18 protein-coding genes and 4 pseudogenes are annotated in these 23234 nt (G+C 59.7%); 11 read left to right on the forward strand and 11 right to left on the reverse strand.

The genetic code is table 11. The annotated features are described in order from the left end of the window. Window positions 1-63 precede the first annotated feature (63 nt). Both EX00_RS24770 and EX00_RS24775 read right to left on the reverse strand, forming a co-directional pair. The gene (locus EX00_RS24770; protein WP_047464036.1) at window positions 64-723 is read right to left on the reverse strand and encodes a DUF2161 domain-containing phosphodiesterase; all 660 of its coding nucleotides are present in this window, start codon (window positions 721-723) and stop codon (window positions 64-66) included. 34 nt (window positions 724-757) lie between these two features. Continuing rightward, complete coding sequence (locus tag EX00_RS24775) at window positions 758-1654, reverse strand: LysR family transcriptional regulator (RefSeq protein ID WP_080761325.1); 897 nt, start codon at window positions 1652-1654, stop codon at window positions 758-760. Between the two features lie 146 nt (window positions 1655-1800). Here EX00_RS24775 and EX00_RS24780 point away from each other — a divergent pair, with 146 nt between their 5' ends. Further along, the gene (locus tag EX00_RS24780) at window positions 1801-2994 is read left to right on the forward strand and encodes an MFS transporter (protein WP_047464485.1); all 1194 of its coding nucleotides are present in this window, start codon (window positions 1801-1803) and stop codon (window positions 2992-2994) included. Between the two features lie 26 nt (window positions 2995-3020). Further along, on the forward strand, window positions 3021-3851 hold the full coding sequence (locus EX00_RS24785) for an aldo/keto reductase (protein WP_047464040.1): 831 nt from the start codon (window positions 3021-3023) through the stop codon (window positions 3849-3851). Between the two features lie 45 nt (window positions 3852-3896). On the opposite strand, the gene EX00_RS24790 is transcribed toward EX00_RS24785, so the two are convergent. The 3 genes from EX00_RS24790 to EX00_RS24800 form a co-directional block, all read right to left on the reverse strand. After that, a complete protein-coding gene (locus tag EX00_RS24790) occupies window positions 3897-7157 on the reverse strand; it encodes a GH36-type glycosyl hydrolase domain-containing protein (RefSeq protein ID WP_047464042.1) in 3261 nt (1086 codons plus the stop codon). Between the two features lie 117 nt (window positions 7158-7274). Then, window positions 7275-9746: a glycoside hydrolase family 2 protein gene (locus EX00_RS24795; protein ID WP_047464044.1), complete on the reverse strand. Its 2472-nt coding sequence runs from the start codon at window positions 9744-9746 to the stop codon at window positions 7275-7277. A 13-nt stretch (window positions 9747-9759) separates the two neighbouring features. Next, complete coding sequence (locus EX00_RS24800; RefSeq protein WP_047464046.1) at window positions 9760-10488, reverse strand: FadR/GntR family transcriptional regulator; 729 nt, start codon at window positions 10486-10488, stop codon at window positions 9760-9762. 123 nt (window positions 10489-10611) lie between these two features. Between EX00_RS24800 and uxuA the strand changes: the two genes are divergently transcribed. Further along, window positions 10612-11814 carry a mannonate dehydratase gene (uxuA, locus tag EX00_RS24805; protein ID WP_047464048.1) on the forward strand — a complete coding sequence of 401 codons (1203 nt, stop codon included), beginning with the start codon at window positions 10612-10614 and terminating at the stop codon, window positions 11812-11814. 379 nt (window positions 11815-12193) lie between these two features. Here the strand turns inward: uxuA and EX00_RS32075 are convergent. Further along, window positions 12194-12310: pseudogene (locus EX00_RS32075) on the reverse strand (GNAT family N-acetyltransferase); the annotation flags it as partial. 498 nt (window positions 12311-12808) lie between these two features. On the opposite strand from EX00_RS32075, the gene EX00_RS24810 reads away from it, so the two are divergent. From EX00_RS24810 to EX00_RS24825, 5 genes and pseudogenes are all read left to right on the forward strand, one after another. Beyond that, on the forward strand, window positions 12809-13051 hold the full coding sequence (locus EX00_RS24810; RefSeq protein ID WP_047464050.1) for a hypothetical protein: 243 nt from the start codon (window positions 12809-12811) through the stop codon (window positions 13049-13051). Between the two features lie 50 nt (window positions 13052-13101). Next, window positions 13102-14286: a 2-isopropylmalate synthase gene (locus tag EX00_RS24815; RefSeq protein ID WP_052210942.1), complete on the forward strand. Its 1185-nt coding sequence runs from the start codon at window positions 13102-13104 to the stop codon at window positions 14284-14286. A gap of 136 nt (window positions 14287-14422) precedes the next feature. After that, window positions 14423-16198 carry a thiamine pyrophosphate-dependent enzyme gene (locus EX00_RS24820; RefSeq protein WP_047464052.1) on the forward strand — a complete coding sequence of 592 codons (1776 nt, stop codon included), beginning with the start codon at window positions 14423-14425 and terminating at the stop codon, window positions 16196-16198. Window positions 16199-16320: 122 nt separating this feature from the next. Then, window positions 16321-16551: pseudogene (locus tag EX00_RS32080) on the forward strand (hypothetical protein); the annotation flags it as partial. Between the two features lie 123 nt (window positions 16552-16674). Next, a pseudogene (locus EX00_RS24825) lies at window positions 16675-16824 on the forward strand (transposase); the annotation flags it as partial. Window positions 16825-16979: 155 nt separating this feature from the next. On the opposite strand, the gene EX00_RS24830 reads toward EX00_RS24825, so the two are convergent. Beyond that, the gene (locus EX00_RS24830) at window positions 16980-17612 is read right to left on the reverse strand and encodes a TetR/AcrR family transcriptional regulator (protein ID WP_047464054.1); all 633 of its coding nucleotides are present in this window, start codon (window positions 17610-17612) and stop codon (window positions 16980-16982) included. A 104-nt stretch (window positions 17613-17716) separates the two neighbouring features. Between EX00_RS24830 and EX00_RS24835 the strand changes: the two genes are divergently transcribed. Further along, on the forward strand, window positions 17717-18118 hold the full coding sequence (locus EX00_RS24835; protein WP_047464056.1) for a VOC family protein: 402 nt from the start codon (window positions 17717-17719) through the stop codon (window positions 18116-18118). 402 nt (window positions 18119-18520) lie between these two features. On the opposite strand, the gene EX00_RS24840 is transcribed toward EX00_RS24835, so the two are convergent. Further along, window positions 18521-19396, reverse strand: coding sequence for a LysR family transcriptional regulator (locus tag EX00_RS24840; RefSeq protein ID WP_047464058.1), 876 nt, complete (start codon window positions 19394-19396; stop codon window positions 18521-18523). Between the two features lie 129 nt (window positions 19397-19525). On the opposite strand from EX00_RS24840, the pseudogene EX00_RS24845 reads away from it, so the two are divergent. After that, window positions 19526-19768: pseudogene (locus EX00_RS24845) on the forward strand (alkene reductase); the annotation flags it as partial. Between the two features lie 12 nt (window positions 19769-19780). After that, on the forward strand, window positions 19781-20749 hold the full coding sequence (locus tag EX00_RS24850; RefSeq protein ID WP_047464061.1) for an SDR family oxidoreductase: 969 nt from the start codon (window positions 19781-19783) through the stop codon (window positions 20747-20749). 195 nt (window positions 20750-20944) lie between these two features. Here the strand turns inward: EX00_RS24850 and EX00_RS24855 are convergent, their stop codons facing one another. The 3 genes from EX00_RS24855 to EX00_RS24865 form a co-directional block, all read right to left on the reverse strand. Continuing rightward, on the reverse strand, window positions 20945-21952 hold the full coding sequence (locus EX00_RS24855) for an amidohydrolase family protein (protein ID WP_047464063.1): 1008 nt from the start codon (window positions 21950-21952) through the stop codon (window positions 20945-20947). A 144-nt stretch (window positions 21953-22096) separates the two neighbouring features. Then, a complete protein-coding gene (locus EX00_RS24860; protein WP_047464065.1) occupies window positions 22097-22786 on the reverse strand; it encodes a type 1 glutamine amidotransferase domain-containing protein in 690 nt (229 codons plus the stop codon). A gap of 146 nt (window positions 22787-22932) precedes the next feature. Next, window positions 22933-23229, reverse strand: coding sequence for a YciI family protein (locus tag EX00_RS24865; RefSeq protein ID WP_047464066.1), 297 nt, complete (start codon window positions 23227-23229; stop codon window positions 22933-22935). Window positions 23230-23234: the final 5 nt, after the last annotated feature.

The raw sequence follows: 23234 nt of genomic DNA on the forward strand, positions 1-23234 counted from the left end.
CAAAAATTTAAGAATATTACCGAAATTTAATGCGGTCTCGCCGGAATTTCTCCATCTTGTTGCTCAAGAGGTCTCCGTCTGTGGCCATCGGTTCAATGCTTCCGCACCAAGCGCGGTTAAGCTGTAAATCCCGCGATCGACGCGTTCGAACCAGCCATAGACATTATCTTGCAGGATTTGGGCGGCTTTTGGGGCGTTGGCGCGAATATCCTTCGGACGTTGCAGACCATTCTGGATGGCGGCCGCGCACGCAAGCGCCTGCTGGCGATAGGCGGTCATGATCGGCGAGCGCGTGCTGCCGCCCAAGGCGGGATCGCCCTTGCGCCGCCGATGTTCTTCGACAAGGCGCGAACGCTTGCGGAGATTCTTGCGCGGCATCGGCGCGACCGGACTGACGATGATGTCGACCAGGCCGCTATCGGAGACCGCCAGCATGCCGAAGCCCAGCCGGCGGCAGAGATCGCGAAAGCGGCGGTCGCTCTCCCGCCCCTTGCCCTTTGCCGAGACGCGAGCGGCAATCCAGACCTCGTCGCCAGCCGCAGCTCTGTCGACGGCTTGCAGCACAAGTTCGAGATTGAAGGTCAGCTTCAACTCGCAGATGACGACGACTGGCGGCTCGTCATCGCTGAGCCCGACGAGATCGCAATTGCCGATCTCGCCTTTCACCGTGTAGCCGGCCGTCTCAAGGAAATTCTTGATCGGGAGGTAAAGCGCCGTTTCCAAATCTTGCTCTCTGTCTGGGAATGTCCATGTCGTTTTACCCGATTCGCGAAGCCAGGAAGTCGATAAAGGCGCGGATGCGGGCGGCAAGGTGATCATGGCCGGCATAGACGGCATGGATCATCTCGATGTCCTCCGGATTAAAGTTTTCCAGCACCGGTATAAGCGTGCCGTCCTCGATGTCCGGTTGCACATGGAATTGGCCGACGCGGGCAAGCCCCACGCCCTCCAGACAGAGGCTGCGCACGGTCGGCCCATTGTTGGCCTGGAGATTGCCGAAGACAGGTTTCACGAAGACTGAGCCGGTGTGCGGATCGCGAAACGCCCAGCCCTCGGCGGTCGGCCGAAAATTGAAGGTCAGGCAATTGTGTTGATCGAGATCATCCGGTGTCGCCGGTAGTCCATATCTTGCGATATAGGCCGGGGACGCCACGATGACGCGGCGGCTTTCGAGCAGCTTGCGGGCTTTCAGCGAGCTGTCGCGCAGCAATCCGACGCGAATGGCAACATCGGCGCGCTCGCCGACGATGTCGATGACGCTATCGCTGAGGGAGATGTCGAGTTCGATTTCCGGATAGAGCGCCAGGAATTCCGGAACGATTGGCACGATGCAGCGGACCCCGACGGCAACAGAGGCACTGACGCGCAACCGGCCGCGAGGCACCGCCGCCCCGCCCGCGGCGACCATGCGCTCGGCTTCCTGAATATCGGCGAGGATTGCCTGCGCCCGTTCGAGATAGACCTCGCCTTCCGGCGTCAATTGCAGAGAGCGCGTGGTGCGTACCAGGAGGCGCGTGCCGAGCCGGTCTTCGAGACGCGTGACGAGTTTGCTGACGGCGGAGGGCGACAGGCGCAGTTTCCGCCCGGCGGCCGAGAAGCTGCGAAGCTCGGCCACCTGGACGAAGACATCCATTTCCCCGGCGCGATTATCCACCCTTCGCCTCGCTACTTTGAATTCAATTCATAAGTGTTGATTTTATATAGGTGATTATCGAACGAATGTCTTGAGCCCATATTCCGTCCGAACAAGAACCAAGTGCAGCCGGAGGATTCCGGATGCCTTTTCGATCGGGTCATCTCATGCCACTCGCTCTTTTTGCCTTGACGATCGCGGCCTATGCGATCGGCACCACCGAATTCGTCATCGTCGGCCTGCTGCCGACCGTCGCGAATGATCTTCACATCACCCTGCCGCTTGCCGGCCTCATCGTCAGCGTTTACGCGCTTGGCGTCACCTTTGGCGCGCCGATCCTGACGGCACTCACCGGCCGCATCGAGCGCAAGCCGCTCTTGCTTGGCCTGATGGCGCTCTTCATTGTCGGCAACGGCTTGGCGGCGTTGAGCACCGGCTATGAGTTCCTGCTCGTCGCTCGGGTGCTCTCGGCTTTCGCCCACGGCGTCTTCTTCTCCGTCGGCTCGACCATCGCCGCCGATCTCGTGCCGGAAAACCGTCGTGCCTCGGCGATCGCCATGATGTTCATGGGGCTGACGGTCGCGATCGTCACCGGTGTGCCGCTTGGTACGCTCATCGGCCAGACCTTCGGCTGGCGCGCCACTTTCGCCGCTGTCGCCGTGCTCGGGGTCATCGCCTTTGCCGGCATCGCCCTGTTGCTGCCATCGACTCTGAAAAAGGCACCGCCGGCCGGTATCGGCGAACAGCTTCGCGTGCTTGGAAGCGCCCGCCTGCTGATCGTCTTCGCCATGACGGCGCTGGGCTACGGCGGCACCTTTGTCGCGTTTACTTTCCTCGCTTCGATCCTGCAGGACGTGACCGGCTTTGCCGCCTCCGCCGTCAGCCTGATCCTGGTGCTCTACGGTATCGCCATTGCTATCGGCAATGTCGTCGGTGGACGGCTTGCCAATGGCAATCCGGTCAAGGCGCTGACATGGCTCTTTCTCGCCCAGGCGATCGTGCTCGTGCTCTTCAGCTTTACGGCCGTTTCGCCCTGGCTTGCCATTCCGACGCTCGCCGCCCTCGGCTTCCTGTCCTTCGCCAATGTGCCCGGCCTGCAGCTCTATGTCGTCCAGCTTGCTCGCCAGGTTCGCCCCGCAGCCGTCGATGTTGCCTCGGCGCTCAACATCGCCGCCTTCAATCTCGGCATTGCCGCCGGCGCCTGGATCGGCGGGCTGGTGGTGGAATCCTCGCTCGGTCTCGGCGCCACGCCCTGGGTCGGCGCGATCCTGGTCGTCGCTGCCCTCGTCCTGACCCTGTGGAGCGGCGCGCTCGACCGCCGTTCGGCTCCTGTGGCGCAGACCGTTTCCCGCGCCGCCTGATCATTCTGCAATCGAAAGGAAATCCCATGCATCTCGTCAACGCCAACGGCGCATCGATCCCCGCTCTCGGTTTCGGCACCTTCCGTATGCCGGGCCCAGATACGGAACGTATGGTGTCGCATGTGCTGAAGAACGGCTACCGGCATGTCGACACCGCCCAGATCTACGGCAATGAGTCCGAGGTCGGCGAAGGGATCCTGCGCTCCGGCCTTGCCCGCACCGATCTCTTCCTGACCACCAAGGTCTGGGTTGAGCACTATAAGCACGCGGCCTTTGTTGCTTCGGTCGATGAAAGCCTGAAGAAGCTGAAGACTGATTATGTCGATCTGCTCCTCCTCCATTGGCCGAACGACGCCGTGCCGCTTGCCGAGCAGATTGGTGCCTTGAGCGAGGTTGCCAAGGCCGGCAAGGTCCGCCACATCGGCGTCTCGAATTTCAACCGGGCGCTGATAACCGAGGCGGTAAAGCTCAGCGAGCTGCCGCTCGTCACCAATCAGGTCGAGTATCACCCCTATCTCGACCAGTCACCGGTGATCGACGCCGCCAAGAGTCTCGGCATGTCCATCACGGCCTACTACGCCATGGCGGATGGAAAGGTGCTGAGCGATCCGGTTCTGAGGGCGATCGCCGGTCGGCATGGCAAGTCCATCGCGCAGATCGTCCTGCGCTGGATCGTGCAGCAGGGGCTGATCGCGCTGTCGAAGACGGTCTCGGAGACCCGCGCCAAAGAGAATGCGGCGATCTTCGATTTCGAACTGACGGCGGAGGAGATGGCCGCGATCCATGCGCTTGCAGAGCCCAACGGGCGTATCGTCAGCCCCGATGGCCTCGCGCCGGTCTGGGACGCAGCTGCTTAATTACAAAATCTGGAGAGGGGCCGCGTGTAGCGGCCCCTTTTGTGACTAGGCCTTGAAATCCAGTTCGACCTCGGAAACGTCAACCGATGTCGGCATTAGCGGCTGGCGGACGCGCTGGCCGAAATGCCGTTTGAAACCGAAGACGTTGTTGATCAGGCTCTTGGTGTAGAGGCCGGGGCCGCTCGAATAGATGCGCCAGCCGCCATCGACGGCGATATCGCCCGCCTTGACGCGATCCCAATCGGATGAGGCGTGATAACGGTCGTCGAAAGCGGCATCGCTGCTGCTGAAATAGGTGTTGCGCTGCCGCAGCGATGCGTGGTCGAGCCGGCCGCTGACCGAAATCGGGTTGGCGAGCGCCAGCGCGCTCCACATGCCCTCAGCATCGCTATCCAGGGCCAGCGCCTCGCAGTAACGCAGATGCGCGTGCACATACATCAGCCCGATCTCGCGCCCGAAGAAGGACGAGGATTCGGCACGACGGAACAGTGTCTCCGGTCCGCCGGCATAGGTGGCCGGCTTTTCCATCAATCTCACGCCGTCCGGGAACAGCAGGTTCGCGCTGATCAGCTTCATATGGTCGCGCCGCTGCTCCGGCGTGAACAGGCCGCCCAGCATCGGCTGGGTCATCGCGATCAGCGAAAAATGCAGGCCTGTGCGGGTATCGGCCGGATGCAGCAGCAGCTCGACGCCGTCATGGCTCGGATCGAAGACGCCATAACCGGCAACGATACCGTCGCGCATCAGCAGGCGATTGAAATCGCTGCGCATGGCGGCGGCGGTGTCCTTGAGGCTCTGCGCCTCTTCGTCCCGGCTTGCGAATGTCAGGATCGCGGCATAGCGCACGAGCTGTTCGTAGAGCAGCGAAACGGTCCAGCTGCTGACCATCCAGTCGCGCAAATGCGGATCGGCCGGCTGCAGGCTGTCGTTCCAGTCGCCTTCGCCATAGCGGATTAGGCTGGTGCCGGGGACGAAGCGGCTGCGGACGGTGTCGAGCAGCTTTTCGACATGGTCGGAGATCGTCGCCTTCTCCTCGGTCCGCTGCATGGTGTCGTCGGCTCGCCAGGGAACGGTCTCGGCGAGGAAGGCGATATCGCCCGTCGCCTCGATATAGTCGCACAGCGCCTTCAGCGGCCAGACGACGATATCACCATGGCTCTCGCCGGCGCGGATATTGGCATAGGGCTCCAGCATGAACCATTGCGGCCAGTCGCCCCGGTCGCGATATTGCTCGGAAAAGACGGTGCTGAGAACTTGCTTCACCTCGGCATCGTGTTCATAGGCGAGCAGGAATTCCACCGGCCCCTGGCAGACGTCGCGCGTTCCCCAGGCAGCCCCGGTATATTGCTCGAGGCCGTGCGGCACGCTCAGATGGATGATGGCGTCATGCGCCAGCCAGGGCAACATGACCGCCTGTTCGGTGATATCCGGCCCGCTGCCCTCGATGCGCAGGCCGCGCGTCACATGGCTCCAGAAACGCTGCGCCGGCGCAAGCATGTCCTCAGCGCTGACGCCCGCCTTGTAACGCTCGGCGAGGGCTTCACCCGCCGCGGTGTCGGTCATCGATCCGGTGACGGCAAAGCTGAAGCCTCGCGTCGGGCGCGATTTCAGCGCGATGAAGGGACCGTTGCGTGAGATGCCGTCGCCATAGAGAAGCTCATCGCCGCCGATTGCCTCGAAAGCATCTGGCGTTGAAGTGACGAGATGATAGGCGGCTTGCGGGTAGCGATCCCAAAGCCAGGAGGACTGGGGACGGAAGGATATCTGCTTGGCCGCAGCATCGATTTCGATGTTTGCGACGGCTTCATAGTCGCGCTCGCCGAGCACGATATGGCCGAACACCAGGAAGCGGCAGGCCTTGCCCTCGACCGAGACATTCCACTGCATGGCTGGGTCGTCACCGGAGGCTGCCGCCGTCACGGTGATGGTATGGCCGGCAAGCTTGTAGATCCAGCTGACATCGCTGAGGCCCATGTCGAAGGCGGCGGGCACGCCGAGCAGGCGCCAGCCTTCGCCGAGATCCACGAGGATGCGCAACCCGCTTGCCCGCGTCAGATTGTAGGGATCGCGGGAGATCGAGAACAGCTTGTGAAAGGAGGTATTGCCGATGGTGAGCTGCGCCGCGAAAATGCCCTGCATCCAGCAGGTTGCGCCCAAAGTCTGGTCGTCGAGCAGCATGTTCTGGCCGCTGCGGACGATGGCACCGTGACGGCGCGCCACGCGGCGCTCCTTCTCGCGCAGCACGATATGACGGTTCAGCGATCCCTCCGGTACGAAGAAGGAATAGAGTTGGCCGTCGATCCGCTCCTCCAGCACCCGCTCGGGATAAAGCCGGTCGATGGTCGCGTCATCCAACGGCTCGGTCACGAACAGCGGCGCGTCCTGCACCAGGCTGCGAACCGGTATCTCCGAGGCAATATCGGTCGCCGCCAGTTGGCCGAGCACCTGCGGCAGTGCATCGAGACGCGTAAGGTCGGCATCGCTGGAGGCCAAGGGGTGATCGGCAACGAACAGGCCGAAGAATGTCGTAGTCGCGCCGGCCTTTGGTGCCAGTGTCAACGGCTTCGACTGGATCGCCGGGCAGGCGACCTCGTGCTGCCGGCGCGTGCTCGCCAGGTTTTCGCCGAAACCCGGCACCATCGGCGCATCGCCGCTTGGGGCCGGCACCATCAGCTGGATTGCATCCGTTGCATAGGCGGCCGCGCCATCGAGGCAGCCCTGCGCCAGCCACGGATTGCGTCCGCCGCCTTGCTTGAGATTTTGCCGGTTCATCACGACCGGCCCGAAGGTGGGATGGGCTCCGATGTGATGGTCGATATATTGCGAGGCATAGGCCTCGCTGTTCATCAGGAAACCACGGTCACCGATGCCGACATCCTGGATCAGCACGAGATCGGCCGGAACTGCCTTGTTCGTCGTATTCTCGAGCGAAACCCGCCAGAACCAGGCGGTATCGCCGGGATGGAGCTGTAACCGCACCGTATGCCGGAGACCCGCCGTCTCGCCGCTCCAGCAGAAACTCGTCTCGTCATGGCCGAAGCGCACCGCCGCCTTTGGGCCGACGATTTCGGTGACTTCAGGCTGTGAACCGCCGATGCGCAGATAGAGCCGCCCGATGCCGCCGTAAACAGGCGATCCCAGCACCTGATTGATCATGACGCCGCCTTGCTGGTCGGCAAAATCGATGGCAAACAGCGTGCCGTTCGGCAGGGCCGATGCGGACAGACCGGCGCTATTGGTAAGCGTGGAAAGACCGAGTTCTTCGTGCCGGGGCGTCTGAAAGCTGCGATGGGATTCCGAAGGCATAGTCGGTGTCTCGCTGATTCATGGGTCGGATGGGCGCACTAGATCACAAGGTGCCGTGCGATCATAGAAGGCAATTTGCCCTCCGAGATCGCAATCTTTCGTGACGATGTTCCCGTCTCACCGATGTTGAATCGTACCCGCGACCTGATTGGCCGTGCGCACGACAGAGGAAAGATCGGCATCATCCCAAGCCTCTTTCGACAGGCCCTTGATGCGGAATGTCTTGCTCTCGCCCGGCATCAGGTTGACCAGCATATCGTCGACCTCGGCATTCGGGCTGATCCGGTCGGCAAACAGGCAGAGATCGCGCAGGAAGGTTTGCGCCGTGACCGTGACGGCTATGCCGTCGGCGGTTGGCGCGGCCTCTATCTCGAAACGTGGCTGCGGATATTGCAGCTTCATATCCTTCTCGAAGAACCACCAGGCCTCGGAATCGCCAAGCCGGGCGCGCAGGAATTCACGCTGTGGATCGCCCGGTGTTGCTACATCCTTGGGGATCGATATCTCCGCATTCTCGAAGCGGTCGCAGAGGATCCGCCAGACGGAATGGCGGGCGAGAAGCGTGCCGTTGAAGTCGAAACGCTCGACGGTGAAGGGCACCCGCCAGAACAGGGTGGCATCATTGACGGCGATGGTGGCAAGGCCGTCGCCGCGTGGCTGGATGGTGAGGAGGTGCGGGGCGTAGCTGTTGCGCAGAGCATACCAGAGCGGTTTCTTCCGCCCACCGCCATCGATCGCCGCCCAGGAGGTCACCGGCCAGCAATCGTTGAGCTGCCAGACGATCGCGCCCATGCAGGTGGGGCGATGCGAGCGCATGTGGTCGACGCCGAAGCTGATCGCACGCGCCTGGTTGAGTTGGGTGACGAAGAGCCAGTCATCGAGGTTTTCCGGCGCGGGAAACCACCCCTCCAATCCCTTGAGCAGCTTATCGTTGCCGGTCGTGGCCTTCTGGTGATGCAAAACGCCGGGCGAGGCAGGCGCGCGATTTTTCTCGCGCACGGATGAGGCAAGCGTCCCGTAGGTCGGCGGCGCCTGCCAGCCGAATTCGGAGCAGAAACGCGGGATGTAGTTGCGGTAGGCCTCGTAGCCGACCTCGTTCCAGACATCCCAGATATGCTTGCAGCCATGCTCATCGGCATTCGGCGGGATATCCATCGAGCCGGAATAGGGGCTTCCCGGCCAATAGGGCCGCGTCGGATCGATCTCGGCGACGAGTTTCGGCAGAAGATCGAGATAGTAGCCGGCGCCCCAGGGACGATTGGCGAGCACATCCTGCCAGCCCCAATCGAAATAGCCCCAGATGTTCTCGTTGTTGCCGTTCCAGAGCACCAGCGATGCATAGGGCATCAGCCGGGTGATCGCCTCGCGCGCTTCCGCCTCGATCTCGCTATAGACCGGCTCGTCTTCAGGGTAGGCGGCGCAGGCAAAGAGGAAATCCTGCCAGACCATGATGCCGGCGGCATCGCATTCCTCGTAGAAGGCATCGGTTTCGTAGATACCGCCGCCCCAGACGCGCAGGATATTCATATTGGCGTCGCGGGCCTGGCCAATCCGTTCGCGATAGCGCTCCCGCGTCACGCGCGGCAGGAAGCAATCGTCCGGGATCCAGTTGGCGCCACGGGCAAAGACCGGCACATCATTGACGACAAGAGTGAAGGCGGAGCCGATCTCATCCGGCGTGGTGTCGAGCCGCACCGAGCGGAAGCCGACGCGCCGCTGCCAGCGATCCAGCACCGCGCCATCAGACCCCAGAAGCTGGAGGTCGAGTTCGTAGAGCGGCTGATCGCCAAGTCCATGCGGCCACCAGACTTGCGGATTATCGACCCGGCATTCCACCAGCGTATGCGTTTCGCCCTGCGCAATGCGCACCTCGGATCGCTTGCCGCCGACCGACATCACGAGTGCGGCGCTGTCCATGCCCTCGGCGGCCCATTCGATCTCGACACGCAGGCGGGCGACGCCGTCGCCGCCCTGCAGGGTGATTTCCGGGCGAACGGTGCCGAGACGCGCCTTCGACCAGCTCTCGATGGTGACCGGCTTCCATATGCCGGCGGTGACGACGGTCGGACCCCAGTCCCAGCCGAAATTGCAGGCCATCTTGCGGATGAGATTGCTGGGGCCGGGATAGTTGGCAGGGATGTCGGCGGCGGTACCGAGTGCTGCGCGCACGGCTTCGCCATGGGCATAGGCGGACTCGAAATCGATGATCAGCTCGTTGCGGCCGTCCTTGAGCTTCTCGCGAATGTCGAAACGGTAGCTGCGGTGCATATTGCGTGTCTCGCCGAGCGAGGTGCCGTTCAACTCCAGGCGTGCTGCTGTATCGAGACCAAGGCAGGAGAGATCGACCCGATCCGCGTCATCGCTATCCCAGTCGAAGGCGAGCCGGTAGCGACAGGCCGAGCGGCCGATCCAGTCCTGGGAGATCTCGTTGACATCGAGATAGGGGTCGGTGATCAGCCGGGCGGACAGGAGATCGGTATGCACATTGCCCGGCACCGTGGCCGGGATCGTCGCGGGCAGGGAGGGGGCGGTGGATGGTGCGCGAAGGCGGGAAGCGGTCCAGCCGGTGTCGAGTGCCAGTGTCTTCATGCTTGTCGGTCCGTCATGAAATGGATTGTGTCAAATCTGCCGCGGCTTTGGATGGCTGGATGAACTGCAATCCGGCGTGAAGATGACGGTTCATGTGATAGGCGTAGGCAATGCGGTCGCGCTGCTTCAGCGCGGCGATGATGTCGCAATGGTCGTCATAGGCACTGTCGACAGCGGCGCGGGAGCGTTTTCCCGCTTCCATCAGCCGCTGCAACAATGGCTGCAGAATGCCATAGACTTGTGACACCGTCTGATTGCCGGCAAGGCCCACCAGCGCGGCGTGGAACTTGAAGTCGCATTCGGCGGCGTCCGGAAGGTCCGGCGCTAGCTTCATGGCGTCGTTGATCGCCTCCAGCCGGGCAATGCCAGCATCGTCGATATGTCCGAACAGGAGATCGGAGAGGTTGACCTCGATCAGCCGGCGAAAACCCTGAATATCGAGGAAGTTTTCGGCGGAAATATCGAGCGCGAAGGAGAACTGCTCCATCAGTGCCTGCTGACGCCGGTCCGTGATGACGGCCCCGACCTTCTGCCTGCTTTCGACGATGCCGTATGCCTTCAGCATGCGGATCGCTTCGCGCACAGTGTTGCGGCTGGTATTGAACATTGCCGCCAGCTCGATTTCCGAGGGCAGAGTGTCGCCGAGGCCGAGGTTGCGCTCGCGCATCAGCCGCCGGATCGCATCGACCACCTGGTCCACCGCCGATCCCTTGTCCCCGATCTCTGCGGTTTCCGTCGCCATGCGTCCTCCACTCGAAGAGCATATTGTTGGTCAATAAGTGATGTCAAGCGGGATGGAAGTAGCAATGGAATGGACAATCTAGGATCTGGCATTATGTTGACCAACAAATCAGGGAGATATCACATGGAGAGTTGCTGGCGTTGGTTCGGGCCGAGGGATCTCGTTCCACTCATTCACGCCCGTCAGGGCGGAGCAACAGGTGTCGTCACGGCGCTGCATGAAATCTCCCATTCCCGTACATGGACACCGGAAGAGATTGAGGCACGCAAGGCCCTGGTGGAGGCCGCCGGCATGCGCTGGAGCGTCTGTGAATCGATTCCGATCCCCAGCGCCATCAAGCTCGGCGGCGCAGGTGCCGCCAAGGCGATCGGCGTCTGGAAGGACACGCTGGTCAATCTCGCCCGCTCCGACATCAAGACGATCTGCTACAATTTCATGCCGGTGGTCGACTGGACGCGCACGGATCTGCGTTTCGAGATGCCGACGACGGCGCTGGCACTTCGCTTCGACATGGTGGAATTCGTCGCTTACGACGTCTTCATTCTGCGCCGAAAAGGTGCCGGGACGAGCTATGCGCCGGAGCTTGTGCAACGCGCCGAGAAGCGGCTGAAGGGGCTTTCCGAGGAGGCGGTTCAGCGATTGGAGAGCAATATCATCGCGGGTCTTCCCGGCGGCGAAGACAGCTATGGCCGGGAGGCCATTCGCGGCGAGATCGATTCTTTCGACGGAGTGACGGCGGAGGACCTGCGGGCGAACCTCGAGAGTTTTCTGCGCGAAGTGGTGCCGGTCGCGGCCGAAGTCGGCGCGCGGCTTGCCATTCATCCCGACGACCCGCCGATTTCGCTGTTCGGCCTGCCGCGCGTGGTCTCGACGGCCGAGGATCTGCGCCGCATCGTTGGCAGCGTCGATGATCCCGCCAACGGCCTGACGCTTTGCGTCGGTTCTCTCGGTTCGCGCGCCGACAACGACGTGCTCGCCATCGCCCGCGAATTCGCGCCGCGCATCAATTTTTCCCATCTGCGCGACGTGGCGATCGAGCCAGACGGTTCCTTTGTCGAAGCGTCCCATCTGGAAGGCCGCAGCGACATGTATGCCATCCTGCGCACGCTGCTGGCGGAAGAGGCCCGGCGTCGGGCAGACGGTCGGGTGGACCATCTGATCCCGATGCGCCCCGACCATGGCCATCTGATTGGCGACGATGTCGATAAGCCGACCAATCCCGGCTACTCCCTGATCGGACGTCTGAAGGGATTGGCGGAACTGCATGGCGTCATCCATGCCATCGGCAAGACGGATGAGTTCTCGCGACATTGGCGGCGGTTTTAGCGATTGAGAGATTGATGACTGCCCTTTTGCCATCAAAATGGCAGGCGCAATTTGTTTGGCGGCGAATAGTCAATAAAATGGAGCGGATGGTCGCGTATTTGATGGGCTTTGCTTAAAGTTTAAAATTGCTACAATTTTGATTTTGTTTAACTTTTTTCACTATGACTATCGTGTTCCGTATCCTATCGGCACTGATAGGCGCAAACGGACGGAAGCGCGAGATAATCGGGGCGTTTAGCTGAAACACCAAAGCTGGGCTGCGTGAGAGGACGGCCGATGTCCGCCTATCGGCGCATCCAACCGGGGACTGCTCTCAGCATCTCCGGAACCAAACCAACTCTCGGGCATCAAGCACTCCCGCTATACCCCTGGACCAAGTTCAAGCGAAGCACCTAGCGTGTATCCTAAAACGGTTCTTGACCCTGTCGACGGGCGTTCCATCCAACAGTGGAACTTGGACCAGCCCATCATAGGTCCCGAAGCCCATTTTCGTATAAGGATTTTTGGGATCTCGGGTTCGATTCCTCTAAGACCTTGGGAGTTTTGAAGCCACGAGGTTATCGTACGCGCTTTGTGTTTCGAGAAAAGGCAAGCCTTGTTGCCTTCCCCCATGTTTGCCGACGCTTTTACGACAAGGCGCATTCTTCTGCCAATCGTCAGCCATGATACTCCCGGACAGGGGAAAACGCCGACGGAGCTGCTATTCGCGAGACAATCGCCAGGGGCTTCAGCAGCGGAACTTTAAGTAGATCCGGCCGAGGGCTGGTTTTCCAAACTGGTCGCCGAAAACGCTTGCCTAAGGAGGGTCATGTGTGGCGGGAACACTATTCCATCCAATTCGCGGATCGAGGCGGGCGCTACCCTCACCACATCATTGAAATGTTAGCAGCCAAAAATAAGTGTGATAAAGTGGATACACCTGCCGCTGGCTAAGCAAAAACCGCTATTTCCTAAAAATAGTCCATAGTTTTCTAAAATACCGGCGGCACGAAATATGGTCATCCTCGCCATGGTAACCATTCGGTGCGCTATGGGCAGTCAATTCCTTGAATTTGAAATCTTTGCTCCGAAAGTCGAGGTGGCCCGGACCGCCTTGCAACGGCAATATGCTGACCGCCTAACCGGCGCTGAACTCGATCATCCATTTACCTGCCATGTCCACGTGATGGATTTCGCCGCCGGCATCGAATGTGAGGCGTCGATCATCCGTGACCTGCGTGTAGTGCCATACAGCTAACCCTTACGAATTCGGCAAGGCCGATGCTTCAATCGATCGGGAGAGTCCGCATGAACACTGAAAAGATTGTTATCTTCGACACGACATTGCGTGACGGCGAGCAAAGCCCGGGCATCAACCTCGACGCCAGTGAAAAGGTCGAGATCGCGCTCATGCTCGAAGGGCTGAAGGTCGACGTGATCGAGGCCGGCTTTGCCGTCTCCAGTCCCGGCGAGTTCGATGCGATCAAAGCTGTGGCGCGCGTCGTCAAGGACAGCACGATTTGCAGCCTGAGCCGGGCGGTGGAGCGCGATATCGACCTGACGGCGGAAGCTGTTTCCGGCGCGGCGTCGTCCCGTATCCATATTGTGTTGGCGACCTCGCCCATTCACATGAAATACAAGTTGCAAATGACACCCGAAAACGTGCTTGAGCATGCCGTTCGCGCGGTGCTCCATGCGCGGCGATATTCCGAGGATATAGAGTTTTCCTGCGAGGACGCGAGCCGATCGGAGCCCGAGTTTCTTGCCCGCTTCGTGGAACAGGTGATTAAAGCCGGTGCGACCACGGTCAGCCTGCCGGATACAGTCGGCTACGCGACGCCGTACGAATACGGCAAGCTGTTCACGTATCTTCGCAATACCGTACCGAACGCCGACAAGGCCGTGTTCTCCGCGCATTGTCACAATGATCTGGGCATGGCGGTTTCCAACTCGCTCGAAGCGACCCGGCAGGGCGCACGCCAGATCGAATGCACGATCAACGGTATCGGCGAGCGCGCGGGCAATGCGTCGCTGGAGGAGATCGTCATGGCGCTGCATACCCGCGAGGATTTCTTCCGGTGCCACACGTCGATCGAAACCCGCCGGTTGACGGCGGCATCACGGCTCGTCTCGGAGATCACGGGCTTTGTTGTGCAGCCGAACAAGGCGATCGTTGGCAAGAACGCGTTCTCGCACCAGTCCGGCATTCATCAGGACGGCATGCTGAAGAACCCGTTGACCTACCAGATCATGACGGCCGCGGAGGTCGGCGCCGACGAATATCGGCTGGTGCTGGGCAAAAATTCGGGTCGTAACGGCTTTCGCATGTGCATGCGCGCGCTGGGCGTCGAGTTCGGCTCCGATGCCGATCTTGATCTCGCTTTCTCCCGTTTCAAGGATATCGCCGATCATAAGGCATCGCTTTGCGATGAAGATCTTCTGGCGACGGTTGCGGGTATGAACGCGCTCTCCCAGGAAAAGCGCATCGCATAATTCTGCTTCCAGAACATGGCATTGGGACTGGCTGTGTGTCGGAACCGTATTCGCTCCATGCCTAGGTTGGTCTGGGGACGCGGAGATTAATGTTGCGCAGATCGAAGAATAAAGATCACAGCGGAGAGGCGAGCAAATGACGGTGAATCTTCCGGTCGAGACGACAAGTGATGTTCAGATAATCAAGCCGAAAACGGGATATGAATTCCTGATCGACACACTCAGCACCTGGCATGTGCGTCACTATGCCGGCGTCACGGGGGGAGGGGTCATCCATTTGCTCAAGCATCTCGAGCCGATGCGTATCCCCGATGACTGTGCCGAAACCCCGTTTTTTTTCAATATCGGAGAGTACGTCGCCGGCTTCATTCCTCTTGGATACTATCTCGCGAGCGGGAAGATCAGCGCCGCCATTGCAACGACGGGAGCCGCAACGCGGTTGCTGACCTGCGGTCTGAGTGATGCGAAGCTGCATAATATTCCCGCAATCTATCTCATTCCCCTCAGTCCGGCGGATACGCGACATCGCGCACCGCTGCAGGACACGAGCCCGGAGGGTGCCGGCGTTGTGGCTCAGTTGAAGGCCGAGCTGCCGTCCGGCACATTCGTCCTGGATGATCCAGACCGTATCGAAGAACAACTTGAGCAGGCCCGCAAGCATCTCGATCAGGGCTCCCCCGTCGCACTTCTGATGCCGCCGGAGGCGCTCGGACAAATGGTGCCTGAGCCGGTCTACAAGCCATGGCACGCCGATTATGCCGGTAAGCCTGATGACATCGGCCAAGGGTCGCTTGCCCATTTTCTCGCTGAATTCCCGCGGCAATCGGCTGGGCGTCGGGTGATCGTGCTCGCCGGGGAAGAGGCGACGATGTATCCAAACATGCCTGTCCTCACCACACGTTTGTGCAAAGCGTTACAGGCACCGATCGTCTGGAGCATAAACGGGGCGAATGCGGTGGCGCGCAATAATACCTTCGGTTTCGGCTATCTGGGTTTCGGCGGCAACGATCGCGCGATGCAGCTCTGGAGAAGCCTCGGTCCCGAGGATATTGTCATTACCCTCGGGTTTTGCCCCGACGAGTACACCCTGAATTTCTCCGACATACCTGCCCATACGACATGGAATTTCACCAACCTGACCGCCCCATACGGCAGCGTTGGGGGCGAGTTTCGGCATCGTGTGCGCGGCGAATATTTCGATGTTCGAGGGCCAATCGATCAGGTTTTGGGCGAAGCGATCGGCCGGCTCGAGGATATCAGGCCATCACGGCCCCCGGCGCCCGCTTTTGTCGCCGATCTCAATGATCGCGAAATCATGCCGCCGTGCGCCGGGACAATCGATATTGCCCGATTTTACCAGGAGCTCGATCGTCAATGGCTGCCGGGAAGCATTGCATTCGACGATGTGTGCCTTGCCTACAAAGACCGTCAGTATGTCACACAGCGTCCGCATCCGAACGTCCGCTTTCATTCGCTTTATCGCGGTTCGGCAATGGGCGGGGCATTCGGGACGGCAATCGGTGCGAAGCTTGCGAAACCGGACGCGACTGTCTTTGCTTTCACGGGCGATGGATGCTTCCGGTTGATTGCCGGTTGCCTGGCCGAAGCGCGATCATTGGGGATCGTCCTGTTCGTGCTGGACAACGGCGCACTCGGCATCATGGTGCAGGGCCTGCCCGTGGTCATTCCGGACTATTCTTCATCCCGCTATCACAGCGATCTGCACCGCATAGACTTTGGATCGATGGCGCGGGCATGCGGCTGGGAAAGTCGCAAGCTGATGCCGGATCTGAGCAATCTGGCCGAGATCATGCGCGAAAGCTACAGCCCCGGTCACCCATCCATATTGGTTGAGGTACCCGTCGACGCAGAACAGGTGGTGGGACAAAATCCGCGGGCTAACAATCTTTAGCGCTTACGCGGAGCGCTATGAACACATGAGGTTTGAGCCGAGCAACGGGCTTCCCGCACGTCCGGGCTCGTTTGCGAAACCCAGCGGTAATTTGCCGATGATGGAGAGCGTGACGAATTGTGGGGGTCCTCAATTCGACGCGGCAAATCGGCAGTGTTCTGGGCGTGGCACTGTTCGGTTCGCTGGTCGGTCGTCCCGACGCCTTCGTCGCCGATGCGCATGCGACGCTGATCACTTCAGCATGTCTTCTGTTGGCGGCAGCGGCAGCCATTCCCGCTGCTCGTCTGGTCAACGAAGGGTTTTCACGACGAACATCAGCTTTTCACGCTCGATTGCGTGGCTTAGGGGCATAGGGAACAAATTACCTGCACGGATGTTGGGATGCGGGCGAGCCCTGCTCTGATCCCCAAAAACTGGACCGTTTTTGATTGGAGTTTTCTGCGCTAGATTCCCGGCTGGGAACAGGAGCGGAAGCGATGAAGGCTTCGAACTTTTCGGACGCCCAGAAGGCGTTCATTTTGAAGCAGGGTGACGTTGGTGTGCCGGTGGCCGAGATTTGCTGGAAGGAGGGAATTCGCCAAGCGACCTATTTCAATTGGCGCAAGAAGTACGCGGGCCTGCTCCCCGACGCACCGCTTCGCGGCGCGGAACCAAGATCTCCGCAAGCCGGACTGGCCGCAAGCCATGGACATCGACACTACCATCGTATTGTCGTGCAAATGGCGCCAGTTGCCATGCGGATGGCCATGAAGGTTGATCGCCATTTTGATCTCAGGTGCGCCTATCTAGATCGTACCCCATAGGCGACAAGAAATACGTCAACCGACGCATCGGCGTGGCGTTCAAGATCAGCTTTCGAGCGCGGGTTTCTGTTTCCAGTGAACATAGCTTCGTTCATGGGGATCCAAAGAAGCATGCCAAAAAAATGAGTGGCTGCTAAATAGGGATCGGGAACCTGCAGCAGGCCTCGTGTCGTAAGTTTTTGAAAGCACGACGCCATCGAAGCTTGCATCCGCTCAAAGCCTTTCTGGTACCAGTCTTGACCGAGCTGGGGCATACGATCAGCATTGGCGATAATCAGGCGTCGCAACTTAAGTAGTTCTTCATCCATCAGCATTTTTATTAAAAGTCGAGCAAGCCGCTGTAGACCACCCTCCATAAAGCTAGCCTCAGAAAGCAGCGTTGCTACGAGCTCAATGACGTCGTTGGTTTGGGCGGCCGTTGATTGGACAACTTTGGTAAAAAGCGACTCCTTATCCGTGAAATGCTTATAGACGGTTTGCTTGGAAACCCCCGCGTTGGTGGCAATTTCCTCCATGCTGGTTCCGTCATAACCTTTGGTTATGAACGCCGCCTTGGCCGCCTTTAAAATATCGCGATCCTTGCGCGCAGACCTTGTCTCACCAGTTTCCATGCTGTCTCTCAATGCAGTACTAGACAGTACCGTACCCGTATGGTAGCTCTCGAATACGGTACTAGAAGGACTAGTACGCGTCAACGAAGCGAAAGGTAACACCCGTGAGCAAGATGATCTTCGTGAACCTGCCGGTGCGCGATTTATCCAAATCAACAGCGTTCTATCAGGCGGTTGGAGGCACAATGAATCCACAATTCTCGGATGAGACCGCCTCTTGCATGGTGTTTTCCGAGGCAATTCACGTGATGCTCTTAACGCATGATAAATACAGAACATTCAGTCAACGCCCGATCGCTGACGCGCACCAAACCAGCGCTGCGCTGATCGCTTTGACCGTTGAGGATCGCGCTATGGTCGACGATATCGTAGGCTTGGCCGCCGCCACGGGAGGCGTAGCCGATCCCAATCCGAAGCAAGATCACGGCTTTATGTATGGGCGTAGCTATGAAGACCCGGACGGCAATGTGTGGGAAATCATCTGGATGGCGGCTATGGAATCCTAGCATCAAAGCTCCTGCGCAGCGCCCCGGTTTGCAACTCTCAGGCATGCTGGGGCTGAATGCGCCAAAATCTCACAACTCGCCCGTCGTCGTCATCCCGGCATGGAGCCACTGCGACAACGGGCCGGCCTTAAGACCGATCGGCTCCACTGCCACGCCGTGATCACCAAACCTCGCTGGCTGAGCCCCGCCCGTTACACCATCTAGGTTTCGGAGCTGCTCGATGCTTGCAGCGCTGGATTGCCCGCTCCGGGCACCATGATTTGTACGGTATCCGACAAAACGCCATCTGCCGTTGATTTCATATGCAATTCGTTCAATCTTGATAGGTCTTGGTCTTAGACCATCAAGCCGCAACTATTCGAAAGCTGCCGATCCCGGGCGCTCCCATGAGAACCTCCAGCTTCAAGTTTCCATCAGCCTGGAGGACAGGAACTCGATGAAGCGCTGGGTCTTGGCTGGAATAAGGCGAGTTTCGGTGACGGCATAGATGCTGACCGCCGAGCCCTGCCACTCGGGCAGAATGCGTCGGAGCCGGCCAAAGGCCAAGTCCTCAGCAACGATCTTTTCGGGAAGCAGGGCGATGCCCTGGTGGTTGACCGCCAGGGCTCGGATCATCCCGACGCTGTTGAGCGTGAAGCGGCCGCTAACGGCGACATCGACCTTGTTCATCTCCCCGTGCAAAGTCCACGTGGGGCTCCGCGGCATGCCGATGCATTCATGCTCCGCCAGATCCGCCGGCGTGGCGGGCTCGCCTGACGCTTCGATATAGTCAGGAGACGCATAGAGGTGGCGGGAATGCCGCCCGATCAGGCGAGTGATTAGGCCGGAATCCTCCAGTTTTCCTATACGGATCGCCACATCGAACGGCTCGGTGACCAGATCGACACGGCGTGGGGTCAGGTCGAATTCGAACGTGATGCCGGGATAGTGCCGCGCGAAATCGCCGATAATCGGCGTAAGGTAAAAAGTAGCGAGGTCGACCGGGAGCGAAACCCGCAGGACACCGTTCGGCTGCTCCAACATCTCGCCGAGCTGTTCGTGCGCGAGCCGTGCCTCGTCGACGATTCGCTTGCTTCGCTCATAATAGATCTGACCGGCTTCGGTCAGCTCGATCTTGCGCGTTGTCCGGTGCAGGAGCCTCAGGCCGATCGCCTTTTCCAGCTCGCTGATCCGTCGCGACAAAGTGGAGTTTGGCATGCCGAGAGCCTCGGCGGCCTTCCGAAAGCTCTTGGCTCTGGCGACCTCCACGAACAGCGCCATGTCCTTCAAATGGTTCAATTGGTTGCTCCATAAATGGAAATATGATTTCAATTTTATCGGATTTATCCTGATATCGGAATAGTAGACAAGGGACTCCAACGAATGGAGAACATGTTGAATCCGCTGTTCACCCAGACCTGCACTGGCCGCTACACGCTTCTCAACAACCGGCCGGGTCGTCCGCACGATCAGATCGGCGCCGACGTCACTTCGCGACTGGCCGATCTCGAAGCCTATGGCCAAGTGGCCCTGGCCGATCCGGACTTCGTCGTGCGGCTGAAGGCTAATGCAGCGATGAACGAGGCAGACCACAACACCTTCTTCCGCGGCACCGCACAGGGCTACATCGATTACCCCGTCCTGAGCGCCCGGACCGATATCAGTTCATGACAGGAGATTAGATTGACTCAATCACCACATCCCTCGGCTGCCTCGGATAATAAGGCACCGGCCGAGACCCAAAGCTCAAGCGCGACGGCAAAAAAGAAGGTCCTGGTCGTCGGCGCAACAGGGTTTCTCGGAGCCAAGATTCTCCGCAATCTGACACATGATGCGAGCGTTGCCGTCGTTGCGATGTCGCGTAAGGGCGCACCCTCAAATGAGAGCACCGATGTCGAATGGGTGCGCGGCGACATGATGGATGCAGCGTCGCTGGATCGTGCCTTGCAGGGCGTGGACGTCATCGTCAGCTCGGCTAACAGCTACATGAAGGGAAGCCTCGACACGGATTTCCAGGGCAACAAGAATCTTATAGAGGCGGCAGCAAGAGCCAATGTCAGCCGATTTGTCTTTCTCAGCATCGTCAGCTGCGAGGCTGCTTCAGCAGTGCCGCATTTCCACGCCAAGAAAGTGGCCGAGGATCTGATCAAGGCCTCCGGGGTGCCATATGTATTTGTCCGCGCGCCCTCATTTCTCGATCAGAGCACAGACTATATTGCGCAGGGTGTGAAAGCTGGCCGGTTCCTGGCGATGGGCGATAAGACCACGAGGTGGTCCTATGTGCTGACGGATGATCTTGCCTCATATCTCGCCAAAGCCGCGACGTTTCCAGGCAGTGAGATCAACAACCAAACGATCGATGTCGGCTGGCGCGATGGCCCCAAGAGCCAGCAAGAGATCGCCGATATCGTCTCCGAAATTGCGAAGAGACGTCTTAAGGTTCGGGTTGTGCCGTGGTTGGTTTTCCGCTTGCTCGCTCGCCCGATAAAGCTGTTTTCCGAGCTTGGGTACGATCTGATCCAGATGTTCCTGTTCTTCAGGAAGGGCGTCTATGTTTCGAACATTTCGAAGCAAGAGCATTTCTTCGGCCCCGCGCCTACATCCCGAGATGCGATCACGCGATGGGCGAAAAATCAGGAGTTAATCTCGTGATGCATAGTGGGCCAGCGTTTCAAGAGTAGCGAGATGGGGCGTCTGTCTTTCAGTGGAATGGCTGTAGTTCTCACAAGGCTGTCTTGGATCACCAGCTTTCATGGTCTCGGTTCTCGAAAGCCGTCGTGACGATCTCTTCTGCCTTTGTCTTTTTGCTGCCATTTCAATATCCTTCTGCGGCTCATAAGTCATACCTCATGAAGGATCACTTTGAAGGGGGCAGACCACGTTGCCGGTTCCAGTCAAGCGCTCCCAATTTTGATGTGCAAACTTTGCCTTATCGGCAGCGTCGAGTTCCAGTCCTTCGACAAACCGCCGTGCATCGCCCCCCGGGCGGTATTGATATGGGTAGTCCGTCGAGAACAGGATGCGTTCCACACCGACCGCGTCGATCGCCTGCTGCAAATAGGCTGGACTGAACATGCCGCTGGCCGTCAGGTAAAGATTGTTGCGGACGTAGTCGATGAATGGCCGCTGGAGCTTGGATACCCGATCCAGCATGACAAGCCGCTCGAGATAGAAGAGCACCAGCTCGCCCCAATGGCCGAGGATTACCTGAAGGTTCGGGTAGCGGTCAAAGACGCCTCCCAGGATCAGGCGCACGAACTGCATGCCCGCCTCGAAGTGCCAACCGAGGGCAAACGTGGACAAGGCGAGGTCGACGGGTGCACCGAAGCCTGCATAATAGGCGTCGCGAACGCTGGTCTGCGGGATCTGCGGGTGAATCAGGAGCGGGACATTGAGTTCCGCCGCGCAAGCGAATGTCGGTTCGAAGATCGCATGATCTAGGTTCTTGTCGCCGACCCGACCGAAAAGAACGGCACCCTTGCAGCCGAGTTCCTCGACGGATCGCCGCAGCTCGCGCGCCGCCTCGTCGGGCTGCGCGAAGGATAAAGCCGCCATCGCCTGAAAGCGGGACGGGTTGGCCGAAACAGCGCCGGCCAGAAGATCGTTGGCGCGGCGCGCGAGTTCGATGCCATGATGCCCGAGATTGTTGAGCCCCGGGGTCGTCAAGGAGAGCACTTGAACATCGACGCCGGTCTCGTCCATCAGAGCCAGCCGCTGTTCTCCAAGATCCGCGAGCCGTTCGCCGATGAGACCCGGATTGAGCCCGAGGGTTCCGTCATCCGCGCCGGGTATCGTGTTCCAGGTGTGCTTCACCTCATCGGGAAGGACGTGCTCTTCGATTGCGATGATCTTCATCTTTGAAATCCCTGAATTTGCGCCGTCTAGCGTCCGTGCAGGTTCTGTTATCCACGACGCCAGACGACGCACCACCGTTAGATCGACCTTTCCTCGAAGAAGCTCTTCGCCGCATATAGGCCTTACGAGCCTGACTATCGTTGGTCAGGACTTCGCGGTGAGCAGATCGACGACGGCCTGGCCGACACCATGTGCGGATGCCGGGTTCTGCCCCGTGATCAAGCGGCCGTCGACCACAACCTTCTCCGTCCAGTTCGGCGCCGGCTGGTGCAGCGCGCCTCGCTCCTTGAGGGTCGTCGCCAGCAGATAGGGCACGACCTTGGTATACTTGACCTCAGCCTCTTCCTCGTCGGTGAACGAGGCGACCTTCTTGCCGGCAACGAGATAGCTGCCATCCGAGAGCGTTGCATTTACCAATGCGGCGGGGCCGTGGCAGACCGCCGAGACGATGCCGCCCGCTTCCCAGATCTCGCGGATTACGCGCTGTACGGCTTTGGTGTCGGCGAAATCCCACATCGTACCATGGCCGCCCGCGAAGAAAACCGCCGAATAGCGGGAAGGATCGAGATCTGCGAGGATCTTGGAATCGGCGAGTTCGGCACGGAATTTCTCGTCCTTCCAGAATTTGTCGTTGACCGGATCGGACAGATCGAAGAAGTCGATCGGCGGATGTCCGCCGCGGATCGAGGCGATTTCCGTCGGAATGCCTGCCTCGCGGAAAACTTCGAGCGGATGGGTGAGCTCTACCATCGCAAAGCCGGTGGGCTCGCCGGTATCGCCGCGGATCGGGTGGCTGGTGACCACGCAAAGGACGGGCTTGATGCTATTTGCCATTATGTTGCTCCTTACGAATTGAGCGAGGCCATGTCGACGACGAAGCGATACTTGACGTCGCTCCGCAACATGCGCTCGTGCTCTGCCGGCGCGCTTGCCCAAGTCACGCTATGGCAGCGTGACTTGGGCCGAGATGCGAGCTTGAATCAGACGTTGCCCGGTGCGAAAAGGGCTTCCCAGTGGAAGGGGCCGAGCGGGATGACCTCCCAGCCGATGAGGCCGGCCTTAGCGAGCGGAAAGTCGGCAAGCGCCGCCTTGGCTGCCTCGACGGACTCAGCTTCCGCGATAATGGCGACACCTGGACGGTCCTGTCGGAAGTAGATGTCGCGGATGACGCCATCCTTGTACATCTTCCAGGAGTGCCGAGCTTCATCCAGCATATGCGGCTGGTATTTTTCGAGGCTAGCGCCGGGCTGTGGAACGTCGAGGCAAAGCAGTTTCATGGTGC

The organism is Martinezella rhizogenes (assembly GCF_000799715.1).
Classification (GTDB): domain Bacteria; phylum Pseudomonadota; class Alphaproteobacteria; order Rhizobiales; family Rhizobiaceae; genus Rhizobium; species Rhizobium rhizogenes_C.

What these genes read in the sequence shown, in the direction of transcription:
- EX00_RS24790 (WP_047464042.1), bottom strand. Translation starts at nt 7,157, where the DNA reads ATGCCTTCGGAATCCCATCGCAGCTTTCAGACGCCCCGGCACGAAGAA.
- EX00_RS24800 (WP_047464046.1), bottom strand. Translation starts at nt 10,488, where the DNA reads ATGGCGACGGAAACCGCAGAGATCGGGGACAAGGGATCGGCGGTGGAC.
- EX00_RS24865 (WP_047464066.1), bottom strand. Translation starts at nt 23,229, where the DNA reads ATGAAACTGCTTTGCCTCGACGTTCCACAGCCCGGCGCTAGCCTCGAA.
- EX00_RS24815 (WP_052210942.1), top strand. Translation starts at nt 13,102, where the DNA reads ATGAACACTGAAAAGATTGTTATCTTCGACACGACATTGCGTGACGGC.
- EX00_RS24810 (WP_047464050.1), top strand. Translation starts at nt 12,809, where the DNA reads ATGGTCATCCTCGCCATGGTAACCATTCGGTGCGCTATGGGCAGTCAA.
- EX00_RS24795 (WP_047464044.1), bottom strand. Translation starts at nt 9,746, where the DNA reads ATGAAGACACTGGCACTCGACACCGGCTGGACCGCTTCCCGCCTTCGC.
- EX00_RS24780 (WP_047464485.1), top strand. Translation starts at nt 1,801, where the DNA reads ATGCCACTCGCTCTTTTTGCCTTGACGATCGCGGCCTATGCGATCGGC.
- EX00_RS24830 (WP_047464054.1), bottom strand. Translation starts at nt 17,612, where the DNA reads ATGGAAACTGGTGAGACAAGGTCTGCGCGCAAGGATCGCGATATTTTA.
- EX00_RS24860 (WP_047464065.1), bottom strand. Translation starts at nt 22,786, where the DNA reads ATGGCAAATAGCATCAAGCCCGTCCTTTGCGTGGTCACCAGCCACCCG.
- EX00_RS24820 (WP_047464052.1), top strand. Translation starts at nt 14,423, where the DNA reads ATGACGGTGAATCTTCCGGTCGAGACGACAAGTGATGTTCAGATAATC.
- EX00_RS24855 (WP_047464063.1), bottom strand. Translation starts at nt 21,952, where the DNA reads ATGAAGATCATCGCAATCGAAGAGCACGTCCTTCCCGATGAGGTGAAG.
- uxuA (WP_047464048.1), top strand. Translation starts at nt 10,612, where the DNA reads ATGGAGAGTTGCTGGCGTTGGTTCGGGCCGAGGGATCTCGTTCCACTC.
- EX00_RS24785 (WP_047464040.1), top strand. Translation starts at nt 3,021, where the DNA reads ATGCATCTCGTCAACGCCAACGGCGCATCGATCCCCGCTCTCGGTTTC.